Origin of the sequence: Aeromicrobium sp. REDSEA-S32_B7, from assembly GCF_001626145.1 — a bacterium.
GTDB lineage: Bacteria > Actinomycetota > Actinomycetes > Propionibacteriales > Nocardioidaceae > Aeromicrobium > Aeromicrobium erythreum.
In genome coordinates this window covers 1-15,392 of record NZ_LUNF01000157.1, presented here as the reverse complement: position 1 = coordinate 15,392, position 15,392 = coordinate 1, and the positions used below count along the sequence as shown (strand labels likewise).

Below are 15,392 nucleotides of genomic sequence, written 5' to 3'. Positions count from 1 at the left end.
GGACCGACGAGCCCGGGCGGCCAGCGCCAGGTCGAGGAGGAGGAACACCGCCAGCGAGACACCCAGCAGCGGCACGAACCACCCGACCGCGAGCGTCACCCCGACGACGCCGACGAGCACGCCGGGCGAGAGGCGACGCCACGTGCCGCGCCCCGGCGCACGCCCGACCCGGGCCGTGCCGCGCGTGGGACGACGCTGCCACCACGACCGGTAGCCGAGCAGCGTCACGGCGATCAGGCCGAGCGCGACCGCCGCGAGCACCAGCTGGTTGAGCAGCCCGAACAGGACGCCGACGTGGGCGTCGATCGTCCAGCGGGTGAGCTTGGCCGCGAGCGGCTCGTCGGCGAAGCGGATCTCGTCGACGACCGACCCGTCACGCGGGTCGACAGCCACCGAGTCGAGCCGCGTGGGCGCGCTGCGCTTCTTCTCGGCGACGGTCCACGCCGACGCGTCGTCGACGGGGGCGGTGAGCAGGAGCGGGTCCTGCAGCCCCGACGCGCGCGCCGCTGCCAGCACCCCGTCGACCCCGACGCCGCGGCTCACGACGTCGTCTGAGGTGCCCGCACCGGACGCCCCGTGCCCACCGTGGGACCCGTGCCCGCCGTGGCCCGACGACCCGGCGTCGTCGCCGTCCAGCGACGTCGTCAGCGTCGTGCCTGTCCACGAGAGCGCCGTGCGCACCTCGGCCACGTGCTCGCCGGCGAAGCGCGACCACGTGAGCCCGGTGGCCGACAGGAACAGCGCACCGACAGCCAGCCAGACGCCGAGGGTCGCGTGCCACGACAGGGTGCGGCGGCGTCCCGTCGCCGACTGCTCCGGCAGCAGGAGCCTGCGTGCCCGACGGTCGGTGCGCCGCTTGGTGAACCAGAGCGCGAGGCCACCCAGCACGACGACCCAGAGCCAGCTGGCGGCGAGCTCGCTGTAGTAGCGCCCGACCGTGCCGAGGTGCAGGTTGCTGTGCAGCTCGTTGAGCCAGGCGCGCACGCCCAGCCACTGGCCGTACTGGCGCTCCTGGCCGAGCACCTCGCCGGTGTAGGGGTCGACCATGACGGCGCGGTAGGAGTTCTCGGGCACGTCGGCGTCGGTGAACACGACCCGGGTGCTGCTGTCGGGGGTCGCGGGCGGCCGGATCTCGACGAGGGTCCCGTCGGGGTGCGCCTCGCGGGCGACCGCGAACTGCTCGGAGAGCGGCAGCTGCGCACCGCGAGGCTCGACGGTGAGCTCGTCGGCGTAGACGGCGCGTTCGATCTGCGGTGCCGCGGTGTAGACCAGCCCGGTCACGGCGGCGACGAGGATGAACGGCGCGACGAGGACGCCGGCGTAGAAGTGCAGGCGCAGCACGAGGGGCTTGAGCTGCGCCCAGACGCCCGGTCGGGCGTCGGTGGTGGAGGTCATGGTGGTCCTTCGCAGGAGAGGAGGTCAGGTGAGGAGGGACTGGCCGAGCTGCTCGCCGCGGCGTGCGCCGGGCAGCACCGCGAACACGGCCGAGCCGATCGGGGTGGTCCACTGGTTGAGCAGGTCGAGCTCGGCGAGCCGACGCTGGAGGGGCACGAACTGCGCCTCGAGGTCGGCCTGGAAGGACACGAAGACGAGGCCCGCGTCGGTCAGCTCGCCCGGTGGCGGCGGGTCGTCGTAGTTGTAAGGCCGCCGCAGGATGCGCTGGCGACGGTCGTCCGTCCTGGCCCGGCGGACGTGGGCGAAGGGGTCGATGACCTCCAGCCCGTTGGCGTCGACCGCGTCGAGGTCGGGGTCGTCCTCGAGCCGTCCGCCGGTGAGCGGCCGACCGTCGTCGAGCCGGCGCCCGATCGTGCGCTCGCGCGCGGTCCGGTCGATCTCGTCCCAGGTGTCGAGCTCCATGCGGATGCGCCGGACCACCATGGTCGTGCCGCCGTCGAGCCAGGCGGGGCCCTCGGGCGCGGTGGTGGCACTGCGCCACACGAGCGCGTCGTGGTCGACAGGCTGCGGGTTGGCCGTCCCGTCGACCTGGCCCATGAGGTTGCGTGGCCTGCGGTCACGCCCGACCGGGCCGCGGAAGCCACGCTGCACCCACCGGACGGTCGTGAACGTGCGCGCCTCCTTCGTGAGCAGACGGAGGGCGTGCGAGACGACGAGCTCGTCGTCGGAGCAGATCTGCAGCAGCAGGTCGCCCCCGCTCCAGCGGTCCTCGAGGCGGTCGACGCTGAAGTCCGGCAGGGGGCCGAGCCACGACGGCACGTCGACGCCGGCGGCCTCCACCGCTCCCGGCCCTACGGCGAGCGTGACCGTGAGCCCGGACGGGCGCAGCGCCAGCTCGGGCTCGGTGTCGGCGAGCCCCGCGCGACCGGCCGTCAGACGCTCCACGTCGTCGGTCCAGATGGCGAACAGCCGGCGGAGCGCGTCGGCGTCGACACCGTCGAGCAGGTCGTAGGCGACGAGCACGCCGTGGTCCTGCGGGGGCGTGACGACCCCGGCCTGGTGGGTCCCGCGGAACGGGACGGTCCGCAGGCCGGGGTCGGCGGCGGGTGGTTCGTGGGCCCCGCGAGAGTCCGCGACGCGGCTCACCCATGGTCGCCGTGGTCCGCGTGCTCGCCGGTGTCCCCGTGACCGGTGCCGCCCTCGTAGTCCTCCTCGGCGCCGGAGAAGGACCGCGCGGGGGCCGTGAACGACATGGTCGAGTCGTCGGAGAACCGGATCGTCACGCGCACGTCCTGTCCGGGCTCGACCGGTCGGGTGAGGTCCATGAGCATGATGTGGTCGCCGCCGGGCTCGAGCGTGTGCGTCTTCCCGGCGGGCACGACGATGCCGCCCTTCTTCTGGCGCATGACCATCTGGCCGTCCTCGTCGGTGGCCATCTCGTGCAGCTCGACACGGCCCGCCACGCCGTCGGTCGTGGCGGAGACGATCGTGACGTCGCGGTCTGCGGCGTTGCGGAAGGTGCCGAACGCGGCGGTCATGCCGGAGTCGGCCGCCTTGACCCAGGGGTCCTGCACCGACACGGTCGACGCCTCGGTGGCGGGCGCGGCATCGGTCGAGGAGCCGCAGGCGGTCAGGCCGACGGCGGTGACGGTGACGAGCAGGAGGGTGGTGAGTCGCTTCATCGGGTGTGGTCCTTGTCGGAGGTCGGGGTGGTGCGGGAGCGGCGCACGAGAACGACGACGGCGGCGAGCAGCACGAGGGCAGCGAGGCCGCCCAGCGCGTACGCGCCGTAGCGCGACGTCGAGGAGACGTCGGTCGCCGTGCGCTGGGTGGGTGCGGCGCTGGACGGGGCCCGACCGTCGCCGAGGGTGAAGGCGACGACGCCGTCGATCGGGTGTCCGTCGGCCGACACGACGCGCCAGACGAGCGTGTAGCGGCCGTCGGGCAGCGTGGTGCCGGGTGCGTCGGCCAGGAGCCGGGTGCCGTCGGCGCGAGGCCTCAGCGTGGCCACGGTGTCGCCGTCGCGGCGCAGCACCATGGCGGGGCTGATGTCGCTGACGGGTTCGTTGAAGCGCAGCTCGAGCTGCTCCGGCAGGGCCTGGACGGTCGAGCCGGTCTGGGGGTTGGAGCCGATCAGTGCGCTGTGCGCCGACGCGGCGAGCCCGGGCAGCAGCACGAGCAGGCCGGTGAGCAGGCACAGCAGCACGGACCGACCCCGGAGGGTCGGGTGCATGGGTGTCTCTTCCGGGAAGGGGGTGGATCGGTGGTCAGACCGATGCCGGGGGTGCCCTTCCGAGAGGCAGCGCGAGGCGCGCGACGCCGTGCAGCGACGACGGGGTGGAGACGAGGAGGTCGGGGCGCGGTGTGGGCGCGAGGACGCGCAGGATCCGCAGCGCCCGCAGGGCGAGATGGTCGAGGATCGACAGCAGCGCGTGCTCGGCGCGCGGGACCACGGCCACGAGGAGCGCGGCGGCCAGGCCGTGGGTGAGCAGCATGAGGGCGCCGTCGCCACCCATGACGGGGTGCTGCGCCATCGACACGCCGTGGACGGCGCCCTGCGTGAGCAGGAACGCCGCAAGGAGGGTCCGCGGGGTCCAGCGCTGGCCGCTCAGCATCCAGGCGAGCGCGCCGACGCCCACGGTGATCGCGCCCAGCGCACCCAGGGAGGGCGCAGCGCCTCCGGCGGCCTCGTGGGCGCCGACGCCGAGCCCCGTGGTGAGCGCGCCGACGAACGCAGCACGGACCGTGCGGGCGTGGCCCGAGGTCAGGCGGCGGTCTGCGCTCACCGGCACACGGTACTACGCGCCGTCGTAGACGAGCGAGGGTCGTGGCCCGGCTGACCGCGACGTCAGTCGAAGCGGCGCAGGCGCAGGCTGTTGGTCACCACGAGCACGCTGCTGGCCGCCATCGCGACGCCGGCGATCATCGGGTTCAGCAGGCCGGCGACGGCGAGGGGCAGGGCGGCGACGTTGTAGCCGAACGCCCACAGCAGGTTGGTCCGGATGGTGCGCAGGGTCGCCCGCGACAGCCGCACCGCGACGACGGCCGCCGACAGGTCGCCGGAGACGAGCGTCAGGTCCGAGGCGGCGATCGCGACGTCGGTGCCGGTGCCCATCGCGATGCCGAGGTCGGCGGCGGCGAGGGCTGCGGCGTCGTTCACGCCGTCGCCGACCATGGCCACCACGCGACCCTCGGCCTGGAGCCGCTGGACGGTGCGCAGCTTGTCGTCGGGGGTCACCTCGGCCTCGACGTGCTCGATCCCGACCTCGGCGGCCACGGCGTCGGCGACGCGGCGTGCGTCGCCGGTCAGCAGCACCGGCTCGAGCCCGAGGTCGCGCAGGTCGGCGACCGCCTGCCGCGACGTCGGCCTCACGGTGTCGGCCACGGTCACGGTGCCGACGAGCCGGCCGTCGGCCTCCACGACGATCGTCGTGCCGACGACGTCGGTGGGCTCGGCGTCGTGCCCGAGCCACGACGCGCGTCCGGCACGCACACGGCTGCCGTCGACGACGCCGCTCACGCCCTGGCCGGGGTGGTTGGCGAAGTCGTGCACGGGCAGGGGCTGGTCGACGAGGGCGGCGACGGCGCGGGCCACCGGGTGCTCCGACGCGTGCTCGACGCCGGCCGCGAGCGCGCGCAGCCGCCCGACGTCGACGCCGGCGGCGGGGCGCACGTCGACGACGCGCATCTCGCCCGTGGTGACGGTGCCGGTCTTGTCGAGGACGACGGTGTCGACGCGGCGGGTCGACTCGAGCACCTGGGGACCCTTGATGAGGACGCCCAGCTGCGCACCGCGGCCGGTGCCGACCATGAGGGCGGTCGGCGTCGCGAGGCCGAGCGCGCAGGGGCAGGCGATGATGAGCACGGCCACGGAGGCGACGAACGCCTGCGTCACGGTGCCGCCGAGCAGCGTCCAGCCGAGGAACGTGACCACGGCCAGGGCGATCACGGCGGGCACGAACCAGGCGGCGACGCGGTCGGCGAGCCGCTGCACCTCCGCCTTGCCCTCCTGCGCCTCCTCGACCAGTCGCGCCATCTGCGCGAGCCGAGTGTCGGCGCCCACCGCGGTGGCGCGGACGACGAGCCGTCCGCCGACGTTCACGGTGGCGCCGGTGACCCCGCGGCCCTCGTCGACCTCCACGGGCACGGACTCGCCCGTCAGCATCGACTCGTCGACGGCCGACGCCCCCTCGACCACCTCGCCGTCGGTGGCGATCGTCTCGCCCGGCCGGACGACGAAGTGGTCGCCGACGCGCACGTCGTCGACCGGGACGCGCGTCTCCCGCCCGTCGCGCAGCACGGCGACGTCCTTCGCGCCGAGGTCGAGGAGCGCGCGCAGCGCGGCGCTCGACTGACGCTTCGCGTTGGCCTCGAGGTAGTGGCCGAGGAGCACGAACGTGGTCACGACGGTCGCGACCTCGAGGTAGATCTCGTGGGGGCCGCCGCCCGTCAGCGTCCATTCCATGCGCATGCCGATCTCGCCGGCCCCGCCGAGGAGGAGGGCCCACAGCGACCACAGGTACGCCGCGCCGACGCCGACCGACACCAGGGTGTCCATCGTGGCGGCACCGTGGCGCAGGTTCGTGGCGGCGGCACGGTGGAACGGCCAGGCGCCCCAGGTGACGACGGGGGTGGCCAGCGCGAGCGCCAGCCACTGCCAGCCTGGAAGCTGGGTGGCCGGCACCATCGACAGCACGAGGACCGGGAGGCTCAGCACGCCGGAGACGAGTGCACGTCGACGCATGGACGCCGCTCCATGGAGACCGCCACCGTGAGGACCGTCCGGGTGGTCGTGCGCCCCGCCGTGGTGCTCGTGCGGCAGCGTCGCGGAGTAGCCGGTGGCGGCGACGGTGTCGAGCAGCAGCTGGTGGTCGGTGCCCTCCGGCACGCGCACGGTCGCCTTCTCGGTGGCGTAGTTGACGCTCGCCTCCACGCCGTCGAGCCGGTTGAGGCGCTTCTCGATGCGCGCCGCGCAGGCGGTGCAGCTCATGCCGTGCACGTCGAGCCGGACGGTCTCCAGGCCGATGTCGTGGCCGGTGTCGTGCTCGGTGTCGTGGGTGCTCACGGTGGCCTCCTCAGGCCAGGGCGTACCCCGCCTCGGCGACGGCCTCGCGGACCGCGTCGGACGAGGTGTCGCCGGTGACGGTGACGTGGGAGGTGCCGCCGGCGACGAGGTCGACGCTGACGTCGGTGACGCCGTCGAGGGCGCTGAGCTCCTCGGTGACGGCAGCGACGCAGTGGGCGCAGGTCATGCCGGTGACGTCGTAGGTGGTGGTCATGCTGGTCCCCTCTCGGGACGGGGTCGGCTGGGTTCGGGGCGGTTCAGGAGCGGACGAGCCGAGCGATGGCGTCGGAGGCCTCCTTGACCTTCGCGTCCGCCTCGGGCCCGCCCGCGCGTGCCGCGTTGACGACGCAGTGGGCGAGGTGCTCGTCGAGCAGCTTGAGTGCCACCGCCTCGAGCGCCTTGGTGGTCGCGCTCACCTGGGTGAGCACGTCGATGCAGTAGGTGTCGTCCTCGACCATGCGGGTGAGGCCGCGGACCTGGCCCTCGATGCGTCGCAGTCGCGCGAGGACCGCCTTCTTGTCGTCGGAGTACCCGGGTGCCTCGGGGTGCTCGTGCGCGGTGCTCATCCGAGGAGTCCCTTCATCTGGGTGATCTCGGCGGTCTGCGCGTCGATGATGGCGCGTGCGAGCGCCTTGGCCCGCGAGTCCTGGCCGTCGGCGATCTCGGTCCGGGCCATCTCGACGGCACCCTCGTGGTGCTCGACCATCATCTCGAGCCAGAGCCGGTCGAAGGTCGCGCCGTTGGAGTCTGCGAGCCGGTCCATCTGGTCCTCGCTCATCATCCCGGTCATCGAGTGGCCGGCGCCTCCGTGCCCGCCGGGGTCTCCGTGGCCGCTCGGCACGTCCTCGCCCCAGCCCTCGAGGAAGCCGGTCAGCTCCTCGATCTCCGGCTTCTGGGCGGCACGGATGCGGGTGGCGAGGTCGGTGACGTCGGCGGAGGCGCCGCGGGCGGGCTCGAGCGCGAGGTCGCTCATCTCCACGGCCTGCTCGTGGTGGGGGATCATCTGCTGCGCGAACGTCACGTCGGCGCCGTCGTGGCCCTCGTCGCTGGTGTTGGGCGAGCCGCACCCGGCGAGCAGGAGGGCCGAGGCGGCCAGGACGGCGGCGAGCAGGCGTCGGTTCATGCCTCCTGTATACCCCTAGGGGGTACGGGTTTCAAGTCTCAGGCGTTTGAGGGAAACGTCCCGGACCCGAGCGAGCGGCGTGGTGGAATGTGCGCATGTCCGACGCCGTCGATGGTCCGTTCCGCCCGGTCCTGCAGGACTACCAGCCGGTCGAGCCGTCCTACAACGTGTTCTCCGGGGTGTTCCCGGCCATCATCGGCGGCAGCGTCGGCACGACGCTCGGCATGCTGGCGATCGCGCGCCGGCTGCGGGTGTCGCCTGCCGTCCAGGCGGCCGTCGTCGGGATCGGGGTCGTCGGGGTGGCGATCGGTGTCGCGCTCGCGCTCGGGACGACGCTCAGCAACGCCGTGTCGTTCCGCGTGGGCGGGCTGGCCGCCTTCGCCGGCCAGCTACCGCTGCTGCTGCGGCCGTTCCGCGCCTGGCAGGCCCGCGGTGACGACGTGGCGTCGTTCTGGGGAGTCGGCGTGGCGGCGACGATCGCCGGCCTCCTGGCGTCGGTGGTGATCGGTCTGTCCGTCCCGGGCATCCGGGACACCATGTGATGAGCGACTCCGCGCTGGCGCGCGCCGAGCACTGGCTCGAGGTCGGGCGCCCCGAGCGGTGCCTGGAGGAGCTCGGGCAGGGGGGTGCCGAACCGGATCCGCGCGGTCTCGCCCTGCAGGCCATGGCGCTGCGCCAGCTCGAGCGGTGGCAGGAGTGCGTCGACGCGACGTCCCGTGGTCTGGCCCTCGCCCCGGACGACCTCGAGCTGCGCTTCCAGCGCGCCGTCGCCGTCGAGCAGCTGGGCGACGTCGCGCAGGCCGAACGCCTCCTCCTCGCGTGCCTCGAGGCGCAGCCCCGCAACGTCGTCCTGCTGACCGGCTACGCGTCGCTGCTCCTGCGCCACGGACATCCCGACGAGGCCGAGCGGGTGCTCAGGCGCGCCGCCGTGGAGGCGCCCGGCTCGCCCGAGGTCGAGATGGTCCGGGCACGCCTGCTGATGGTCCGGCGGCGCGACGCGGACGCCGTCGAGGCGGTCCGCGGGGTGCTGGCCCAGGACCCCACCCGCGCGGACGCCCTGTGGCTGCTGGGCGCGTTGGAGCACGAGCGTGGCCTCAGCAGGCAGGCGGCACCTCGTCTGCGCAGTGCTGCGCTCAGCAACATGTCCGACGACTCCCCGATGCGGCGGTCGTGCCTGCCCAGCTCGGTATCGTCCTGGCCGCCGCTCTCCTGCTCGGCTACCGTCCCACACAGGCGGCCGGTGCGGTGCTCCTCGCGGCCTTCCTGGTCTTCGTCGCATGGTTCTGGATCGCCGTGCTCGTCAGTCGTGCTGCCAGCAGGAGGAACCGATGACCGACCCGAGGATCGACGCGCTGCAGGCCGCCGTCGCCGCCGACCCGACCAACGTCGCGCTGGTGGGGCTCCTCGCCGACCTGCTCGTCGACGCCGGACGGATCGACGAGGCGGTCACCCTGCAGGCCGGCCTCCTGGCGGCCGGCGACCTCGGACCCGAGGACGCCCTCGTGCTGACCCGGCGCGCCCTCGACGTCGACCGGCTCGACGTGGTCCGCGGCGCGCTGGAGGTGGCCCGCGGTGGCGGCCTGGTCGAGGGCCTGGCCGAGCTGGAGGCGTCGCTGCAGCAGGCGATCGCACGACGTGGCGTCGCGCTGGACGCCGGCCCCGACACGGCGCCGAGCCTGGCGGAGGAGGTCGGCCTGACCTTCGCCGAGGTCGGTGGCATGGACGACGTCAAGAAGCTGCTGCACCGGATGATCATCCTGCCGTTCGTCCGGCCCGAGCTGTACGCGAAGTACAACCGCAGCGCCGGTGGCGGCGTGCTCCTCTACGGGCCTCCGGGGTGCGGGAAGACGCTGCTCGCCCGGGCGATCGCCGGGGAGTGCGGTCTCCCGTTCTTCTCGGTCGGCATCGACGACGTCGTGTCGCCGTTCCAGGGCCAGGCCGAGCTGAACGTGTCCGAGATCTTCGCGCAGGCGCGCGACCTGCGGCCCGCGGTCGTGTTCATCGACGAGATCGACGCGATCGGGTACGCCCGTCAACGGGCGCAGGGCGAGATGGGCCGCCGGCTCACCAACGCCCTCCTGCAGGAGCTCGACGGCGTCGGACGCTCGACCGAGGGCCTGCTGGTGCTGGCCGCGAGCAACGCCCCCTGGGACGTGGACAGCGCGCTGCTGCGACCCGGCCGCTTCGACCGTCGCGTCTTCGTCCCGCCGCCCGACGAGGCGGCCCGCGAGGCGATCCTCGACGTCAGGCTGCGGGGCGTGGAGACGTCCGGCGTGGACCTGCGTGCGCTCGCGCGGGCCAGCGAGCTGTTCACCGGTGCCGACCTGCGCGCCACCGTCGAGCGTGCCCTGGACGACGTGATCGAGACCGTGCTCGACACCGGCGAGGAGATCCCCGTCGGCCAGCAGCACCTGACGTCGGCGCTGAGGCAGGTCACCCCGTCGGCGCTGGACTGGCTGGCGCGGGCGCGTGACTACGTCGAGTTCTCCAACGCGAGTGGTCAGTGGGCGGACGTCGAGTCCTACCTCGGCCAGCGTGCCGTGCGGCGGCGGCTCACGGGTCGCTGACATGGACGACGAGCGCACCCTCGCCCTCGCCTGGCACTGGTTGCAGACCGACCGCCCCGACCGCTGCCTGGAGGTCCTCGACGGTGCCGACCTGACCGACCCGCAGGTGCAGCTGCTGCGGGCGTGGGGGCTCTCCGGCCTCGAGCGCTGGCCCGACGCCGAGGCCGTGGCGAGGTCCGGTCTCGCGCAGGATCCCGGGTCGGTCGAGCTGCGTCGCGTGTTGGCGCACGCGCTCACGGGCGCCGGGCGTCTGAAGGAGGCCGCCGACGTGCTCGCCTCGGCGGTGGCCGACGCTCCGGAGGACGTCGCCGTCCGCGCGCAGCTCGCGGCCAACCTCGTCGCCCGCCGGTTCCGCGAGGAGTCGCAGCGGGCGATCGAGGCGTTCGCCGCGCTCGCGCCCGGGTCGGCGCGGGTCGCCCTGCTCCGCGCCCACTGGCACCTCGAGTTCGGACGTCGCGAGGACGCCCGGCGACACGTCCTCGAGGCGCTCGAGGTGGACCCTGCCGACCCGCAGGCCCGCGCGCTGCTCGGGGAGCTGACGGCACGGTCGGGCGACGTGGCGGGTGTCGGCCACCTGCGTCGCGCCGCCCTGGACGACTTCGGCTCCCGGTCCACCGTCGCCCGGGCGCGCCAGGCGGGCGCGCTGGACCGCTACCCCGGGCGTCTCCTGCTCCCCGCGTTGCGCGTGCACCCGGGCTGGGCCGCCGCCGGCTGCTTCGTCCTGCTGTGGGTGTCGGCGCGGGTCTTCGTCGTCGGCGACGCGGTGGTCGGCGGGGCGATGCTGGCACTGACCCTGCTGCTGGTGGTGTGGCTGGCCGTCGCCCACGCCGTCGCCGTCTGGGTCCTCGACTGAGGCCGAGGTCTAGGCTCGCCCCATGAGCGACCTTCCCGGACTCGACGGTGTGCTCGGCGTGGAGCACGTCGAGCTGACGGCAGACAAGGTGGTCGTGCGCTTCACGATCACCGAGAGGCACCTGCAACCCTTCGGCATCCCGCACGGCGGCATCTACTGCGCCGTCCACGAGTCGACCGCCAGCGTGGCCGCGCAGATCTGGCTCGGCGAGAAGGGTGTCGTGGTCGGCACCAACAACTCGACCGACTTCATCCGCCAGGCGAAGCTCGGCGACACGATCACCGTGACCGCGACCCCGATCCACCGCGGCCGCACCCAGCAGCTGTGGCACCTCGACTCCGTCGGCAGCGACGGCAGGCTCGTCGCGCAGGGCCAGGTGCGCCTGGCCAACCTCGACCAGCCCGTCCCGCCGGAGGCGCTCGCCGCCTTCACGGGGACGACGAGCGGCTGACCGTGCGCCGCGCGCCGACCCCGGCCGAGGCCGACGCCGTCGGACGCGCGCTGACCGAGCGGTTCCTCGACCCGACGCGGTGGGGCGTGCAGGCACCGCCCGAGGGACGGTGGGACGAGAGCACCCGCAGCATCCTGATCACGTCCTACCTGGGACACGCGCTGGAGCCGCCCTGGGTCCTGCGGCTCAGCGACCGCACGGCCCTGGGCCTGCCCTGGAGGCGGCGCCGCTGGTGGCAGCGCGACCTCCAGGACCTCGACCGCGTGACGCTCGAGATCGGCTGGATCGTGAACGAGGAGTTCGCGGTCGACGACCGTCTCGCCGTGGTCGTCGTCTGAACGGGGGCCGTCCACGACCCGGTAGTCTGGGGTCGTCGGCGCGACTGGCGTTGAGGTGGACATCCACCAGGGAGCCCGGCACCGCATCGACTGCAGCACCCGACAAGGGACCGTTCGCCTGGGCCCCGCGTCAGCCCCCACCACGCTGACCGGAGGAATCCCCCATGATGATGACCGTGAACGCACTCGCCACCCAGACGCCCACGACGCTCGACGACGCCGACGTGAAGGTGCTGCTGCTCGAGAACATCCACGCCGACGGCCGCGACTTCCTGCGCGGCAAGGGCTACGACGTGCAGACCAACGCCGGCGCGCTCGGCGAGGACGAGCTGATCGAGGCCATCCAGGGCGTGCACCTGCTGGGCATCCGCTCCACCACCTACATCACGCCGCGCGTGCTCGACGCCGCTCCTGACCTGATCGCCATCGGTGCGTTCTGCATCGGCACGAACCAGATCGACCTCGAGGCCACGACGCAGCGGGGCATCGCCGTCTTCAACGCGCCCTACTCCAACACCCGCTCGGTCGTGGAGCTCGCGATCGCCGAGATCATCTCCCTGGCCCGGCGGCTGCACGAGAAGTCGACCGACATGCACCGCGGCGTCTGGAACAAGTCGGCCGCCGGCAGCCACGAGGTGCGCGGCCGCACGCTCGGCATCGTCGGCTACGGCAACATCGGCAGCCAGCTGTCGGTCGTGGCCGAGGCGCTCGGCTTCAAGGTGATCTTCTTCGACATCGACGACAAGCTCGCCCTCGGCAACGCGAAGCGCTGCTCGACGCTGGAGGAGCTGCTCGCCGAGGCCGACGTCGTGACGCTGCACGTCGACGGCCGCCCGGGCAACGCCGGCCTGTTCGGCGACGAGCAGATGCGTCTCATGAAGCCGCGCGCCCTCTTCCTCAACCTCAGCCGCGGCATCGCGGTCGACACGAGCGCCCTGCGCGCGCACCTGGAGTCGGGGCACATCGCCGGCGCCGCGCTCGACGTGTTCCCGGTGGAGCCGAAGCGCCAGGGCGACCCGTTCGAGTCCGAGCTGCGCGGCATCCCCAACGTCATCCTCACCCCGCACGTCGGCGGCTCGACGGAGGAGGCCCAGCAGGACATCGGCCGCTTCGTCGCCTCCAAGCTGCGCTCCTACGCCGCGTTCGGCAGCACGTCGCTGAGCGTCAACTTCCCGGAGATGAACCTCCCGGCCGACGACACGCGCTGCCGTCTGGCGCTCGTGCACGAGAACGCCCCCGGTGTCCTCGCGCGGATCAACGGGCTCCTGGGCGAGCACGAGGTCAACATCGAGGCGCAGTCGCTCTCGACGCGCGGACCCCTGGGCTACGTCGTCACCGACGTCGCCGACGCCGTCCCGTCGGAGGTCCTCACCGAGCTGGCCGACCTGCCCGAGACGGTCCGGCTGAGGCTGCTGAGCTGATCTCGTGCCCGCCGCGCCGGTCCGCCTGCGACCCAACCTGATCGACCACTTCTACCGAGGTGGTCGGCGGATCGCGGACCTGCGCGGCGTGGTCACGACGTCGCCGCGGCAGCCCGAGGAGTGGGTGGCCGCGACGGTCTCGCGCGACGGCCACCCCACGCTCGGGTTGTCCTCGACCGAGGACGGCTCCGTGCTGCGCGACCTCGTGGCCGACGACCCGGTCGGCTGGACCGGCACCCCGGGCGCCTGGCCCGGCGACACGGGGCTGCTGCTCAAGCTGCTCGACGCCGGGCAGCGGCTGCCCGTGCACGTGCACCCCGACCGCGCGTTCGCCGCGAGGCACCTCGACTGCCCCTACGGCAAGACCGAGGCCTGGCTCGTGCTCGACGCCGAGCCGGGCGCGGCGGTGCACCTCGGCTGGGACCGCGACGTCGACCCCGCGGACGTGGCCCGGGCGCGCGACGAGCAGGACGGCACCTGGATGCTCGAGCGCATGCACCGGCTGCCGGTGCGGCGGGGCGACGCGTTCCTGGTACCGGCCGGCACGCCGCACGCGATCGGGGCAGGGGTCTTCGTGGCCGAGGCGCAGGAGCCGACCGACTTCTCGATCCTGCTGGAGTGGTCGGTCACGACCTCGACGCGGGACGAGTCGCACCTCGGCCTCGGGTTCGACCTCGCCATGCAGGCCCTGGGGCACGAGGCGATGAATCCCGACCGGCTCGCCTCGGTCGCGACCTGGACGGACCTCGACGGACCGACCCGCCCGCTCACGTCGCTGCTGCCCACCGAGGCGGACCCGTTCTTCCGCCTCGACCTCGCCACCGAGGGCGCGGAGCTCGACGCCGGCTTCGCGGCGCTCGTGGTGCTCGACGGCACCGGGGAGCTGGCCGGCGGCCACGGCTCGACGGCGCTGCGTCGCGGCGAGGTGCTCGCCGTGCCTGCCGCGGCGGGGGACTGGACGGTGGCGGGCGACGCGCGCGTGCTCGTCGCCCGCCCCGGCGTCAGTCGAGGCTGAACGGCGGGTACTCGTCGGTCAGCAGGACGTAGTAGGCGGAGGCCCGCTGGCTCCAGCGCAGGTAGCCGAGCACGAAGTCGCGCAGGCCCTCCGGCCAGCGCGCGGTGAAGACCACCGCGAACCAGCCGATGAACAGCAGCACGCTCGCCGCGATCGACAGGAAGTACAGGACGACGTAGTGCGGGATGATCATCAGGGCACGGAAGAAGATCGTGAGCCGGCTGCGCCCGTCGACCTGCGGCACCACGTCGAACCGCACCTGCGGGTAGCGCCCGGAGTCCGCGGTGCCGACCGAGAGGTCGAACGGTGGGTACTGGTCGGTGAGGAAGTACACGTACGCCCCGACCCGCGCGCTGTAGCGCAGCGCCATCGCGAGGAACCCGAGCAGGGGCGCGGGCACCCTCCCCAGCACGACGCCGCAGAACCACGCGGCGATCAGCACGAAGAACACGCCGATACCCACCAGCCCGAGCACGACGTAGTGCGGGATCGCGAGGATCCAGTGCAGGAACGGCCGCCAGCGGGCGATCCGCTCCGGCAGGGCAAACGTGAGGGTTGCCGGGTAGGCGGGGGCCGGGGGCCCGGCCGCGGCTGCGGGCTGAGGGGGCAGGGTGGTCATGGGCGTCGCCTTTCCTGAGGTCAGGCGAAAGGTACCGCGAGAGCGCCGAGCGTCTCAGCACATCCAGCATCCAGCTTCAGGTCCGCCAGGTGGTCGCCCCGGGTGTTGCCACGGTTCACGATCACCACCGGGGTGCCGAGTGCGGCGGCCCGGCGGACGAACCGCAGGCCGCTCATGACCTGCAGGCTCGAGCCCAGCACGAGCAGGACGTCGGCGCGCGCCACCAGCTCGAAGCAGTGCTCGACGAGCGGCTTCGGCACGGAGTCGCCGAAGAACACGACGTCGGGACGCAGCCGTCCGCCGCACACCAGGCACGGCGCCACCACGAAGTCGCTCGTGTCGTCGAGCTGCACGTCGCCGTCGGGTCCGTGCACCACCGTCTGGGCGCTCCAGCCCGGGTTGAGCCGGTCGTGCCGGGCCTGCACCGCCTCGCGGGGAGTGCGGTCGCCGCAGTCCATGCAGACCACCCGGTCGACCCGGCCGTGCAGGTCGACGACGTCGCGGTGGCCGGCGCGCTCGTGCAGTGGCAGCGCGACGACCGGCTC

At 73.5% G+C, this 15,392-nt stretch carries 19 protein-coding genes and 1 pseudogene; 9 read left to right on the top strand and 11 right to left on the bottom strand.

The genetic code is table 11. From position 1 onward, the window contains the following. The 9 genes from A6Q79_RS11135 to A6Q79_RS11095 all read right to left on the bottom strand — a co-directional run. Positions 1 to 1,395: PepSY-associated TM helix domain-containing protein (locus A6Q79_RS11135; RefSeq protein ID WP_317698269.1), on the bottom strand; the 1,395-nt coding region annotated here is incomplete at its 3' end. 24 nt (positions 1,396 to 1,419) lie between these two features. Beyond that, complete coding sequence (locus A6Q79_RS11130; protein ID WP_317698267.1) at positions 1,420 to 2,541, bottom strand: Dyp-type peroxidase; 1,122 nt, start codon at positions 2,539 to 2,541, stop codon at positions 1,420 to 1,422. Continuing rightward, entirely contained in the window at positions 2,538 to 3,077 is a 540-nt protein-coding gene (locus tag A6Q79_RS11125; protein ID WP_289016928.1) for a copper chaperone PCu(A)C, read from the bottom strand. Before A6Q79_RS11125 ends, A6Q79_RS11130 begins: the two co-directional genes overlap by 4 nt. Further along, the gene (locus tag A6Q79_RS11120) at positions 3,074 to 3,628 is read right to left on the bottom strand and encodes a copper resistance CopC family protein (RefSeq protein ID WP_289016930.1); all 555 of its coding nucleotides are present in this window, start codon (positions 3,626 to 3,628) and stop codon (positions 3,074 to 3,076) included. The genes A6Q79_RS11125 and A6Q79_RS11120 overlap by 4 nt, the downstream gene beginning before the upstream one ends. 34 nt (positions 3,629 to 3,662) lie before the next feature. After that, on the bottom strand, positions 3,663 to 4,181 hold the full coding sequence (locus A6Q79_RS11115; protein WP_144433841.1) for a hypothetical protein: 519 nt from the start codon (positions 4,179 to 4,181) through the stop codon (positions 3,663 to 3,665). Between the two features lie 62 nt (positions 4,182 to 4,243). Next, positions 4,244 to 6,460, bottom strand: coding sequence for a heavy metal translocating P-type ATPase (locus A6Q79_RS11110; RefSeq protein WP_317698262.1), 2,217 nt, complete (start codon positions 6,458 to 6,460; stop codon positions 4,244 to 4,246). A 10-nt stretch (positions 6,461 to 6,470) separates the two neighbouring features. Next, positions 6,471 to 6,674, bottom strand: coding sequence for a heavy-metal-associated domain-containing protein (locus tag A6Q79_RS11105; protein WP_289016747.1), 204 nt, complete (start codon positions 6,672 to 6,674; stop codon positions 6,471 to 6,473). A gap of 43 nt (positions 6,675 to 6,717) precedes the next feature. Beyond that, entirely contained in the window at positions 6,718 to 7,026 is a 309-nt protein-coding gene (locus A6Q79_RS11100; protein ID WP_289016748.1) for a metal-sensitive transcriptional regulator, read from the bottom strand. Further along, positions 7,023 to 7,583 carry a DUF305 domain-containing protein gene (locus tag A6Q79_RS11095; protein WP_289016749.1) on the bottom strand — a complete coding sequence of 187 codons (561 nt, stop codon included), beginning with the start codon at positions 7,581 to 7,583 and terminating at the stop codon, positions 7,023 to 7,025. Before A6Q79_RS11095 ends, A6Q79_RS11100 begins: the two co-directional genes overlap by 4 nt. Before the next feature lie 95 nt (positions 7,584 to 7,678). Here A6Q79_RS11095 and A6Q79_RS11090 point away from each other — a divergent pair, with 95 nt between their 5' ends. The 9 genes and pseudogenes from A6Q79_RS11090 to A6Q79_RS11055 all read left to right on the top strand — a co-directional run bounded on the left by A6Q79_RS11090 (position 7,679) and on the right by A6Q79_RS11055 (position 14,228). Continuing rightward, entirely contained in the window at positions 7,679 to 8,125 is a 447-nt protein-coding gene (locus A6Q79_RS11090; protein ID WP_289016750.1) for a hypothetical protein, read from the top strand. After that, positions 8,125 to 8,547, top strand: a pseudogene (locus A6Q79_RS18650) (tetratricopeptide repeat protein); the annotation flags it as partial. The gene A6Q79_RS11090 and the pseudogene A6Q79_RS18650, both read left to right, overlap by 1 nt. 206 nt (positions 8,548 to 8,753) lie before the next feature. Further along, on the top strand, positions 8,754 to 8,915 hold the full coding sequence (locus tag A6Q79_RS11085; RefSeq protein WP_317698259.1) for a hypothetical protein: 162 nt from the start codon (positions 8,754 to 8,756) through the stop codon (positions 8,913 to 8,915). Then, positions 8,912 to 10,150 carry an AAA family ATPase gene (locus A6Q79_RS11080; RefSeq protein ID WP_289016752.1) on the top strand — a complete coding sequence of 413 codons (1,239 nt, stop codon included), beginning with the start codon at positions 8,912 to 8,914 and terminating at the stop codon, positions 10,148 to 10,150. Before A6Q79_RS11085 ends, A6Q79_RS11080 begins: the two co-directional genes overlap by 4 nt. A gap of 1 nt (position 10,151) precedes the next feature. After that, positions 10,152 to 11,003: a tetratricopeptide repeat protein gene (locus A6Q79_RS11075; RefSeq protein WP_289016753.1), complete on the top strand. Its 852-nt coding sequence runs from the start codon at positions 10,152 to 10,154 to the stop codon at positions 11,001 to 11,003. A 22-nt stretch (positions 11,004 to 11,025) separates the two neighbouring features. After that, entirely contained in the window at positions 11,026 to 11,454 is a 429-nt protein-coding gene (locus A6Q79_RS11070; protein WP_317698253.1) for a PaaI family thioesterase, read from the top strand. 2 nt (positions 11,455 to 11,456) lie between these two features. Next, positions 11,457 to 11,792: a hypothetical protein gene (locus tag A6Q79_RS11065; protein ID WP_289016673.1), complete on the top strand. Its 336-nt coding sequence runs from the start codon at positions 11,457 to 11,459 to the stop codon at positions 11,790 to 11,792. A 164-nt stretch (positions 11,793 to 11,956) separates the two neighbouring features. Next, on the top strand, positions 11,957 to 13,213 hold the full coding sequence (serA, locus tag A6Q79_RS11060; RefSeq protein WP_289016674.1) for a phosphoglycerate dehydrogenase: 1,257 nt from the start codon (positions 11,957 to 11,959) through the stop codon (positions 13,211 to 13,213). 4 nt (positions 13,214 to 13,217) lie between these two features. Further along, positions 13,218 to 14,228, top strand: coding sequence for a class I mannose-6-phosphate isomerase (locus tag A6Q79_RS11055; RefSeq protein ID WP_289016675.1), 1,011 nt, complete (start codon positions 13,218 to 13,220; stop codon positions 14,226 to 14,228). Here the strand turns inward: A6Q79_RS11055 and A6Q79_RS11050 are convergent. Next, positions 14,215 to 14,847 carry a DUF4389 domain-containing protein gene (locus A6Q79_RS11050; RefSeq protein ID WP_067860984.1) on the bottom strand — a complete coding sequence of 211 codons (633 nt, stop codon included), beginning with the start codon at positions 14,845 to 14,847 and terminating at the stop codon, positions 14,215 to 14,217. The genes A6Q79_RS11055 and A6Q79_RS11050 overlap by 14 nt on opposite strands. A 20-nt stretch (positions 14,848 to 14,867) precedes the next feature. Beyond that, the coding region (locus A6Q79_RS11045) for a Sir2 family NAD-dependent protein deacetylase (RefSeq protein WP_317698246.1) at positions 14,868 to 15,392 on the bottom strand (525 nt) is incomplete at its 5' end.

Bases quoted from the DNA above. Each gene is read 5' to 3' on its own strand.
- A6Q79_RS11125 (WP_289016928.1), bottom strand. From the start codon at position 3,077: ATGAAGCGACTCACCACCCTCCTGCTCGTCACCGTCACCGCCGTCGGC.
- A6Q79_RS11120 (WP_289016930.1), bottom strand. From the start codon at position 3,628: ATGCACCCGACCCTCCGGGGTCGGTCCGTGCTGCTGTGCCTGCTCACC.
- A6Q79_RS11105 (WP_289016747.1), bottom strand. From the start codon at position 6,674: ATGACCACCACCTACGACGTCACCGGCATGACCTGCGCCCACTGCGTC.
- A6Q79_RS11100 (WP_289016748.1), bottom strand. From the start codon at position 7,026: ATGAGCACCGCGCACGAGCACCCCGAGGCACCCGGGTACTCCGACGAC.
- A6Q79_RS11095 (WP_289016749.1), bottom strand. From the start codon at position 7,583: ATGAACCGACGCCTGCTCGCCGCCGTCCTGGCCGCCTCGGCCCTCCTG.
- A6Q79_RS11090 (WP_289016750.1), top strand. From the start codon at position 7,679: ATGTCCGACGCCGTCGATGGTCCGTTCCGCCCGGTCCTGCAGGACTAC.
- A6Q79_RS11080 (WP_289016752.1), top strand. From the start codon at position 8,912: ATGACCGACCCGAGGATCGACGCGCTGCAGGCCGCCGTCGCCGCCGAC.
- A6Q79_RS11075 (WP_289016753.1), top strand. From the start codon at position 10,152: ATGGACGACGAGCGCACCCTCGCCCTCGCCTGGCACTGGTTGCAGACC.
- A6Q79_RS11070 (WP_317698253.1), top strand. From the start codon at position 11,026: ATGAGCGACCTTCCCGGACTCGACGGTGTGCTCGGCGTGGAGCACGTC.
- serA (WP_289016674.1), top strand. From the start codon at position 11,957: ATGATGATGACCGTGAACGCACTCGCCACCCAGACGCCCACGACGCTC.
- A6Q79_RS11050 (WP_067860984.1), bottom strand. From the start codon at position 14,847: ATGACCACCCTGCCCCCTCAGCCCGCAGCCGCGGCCGGGCCCCCGGCC.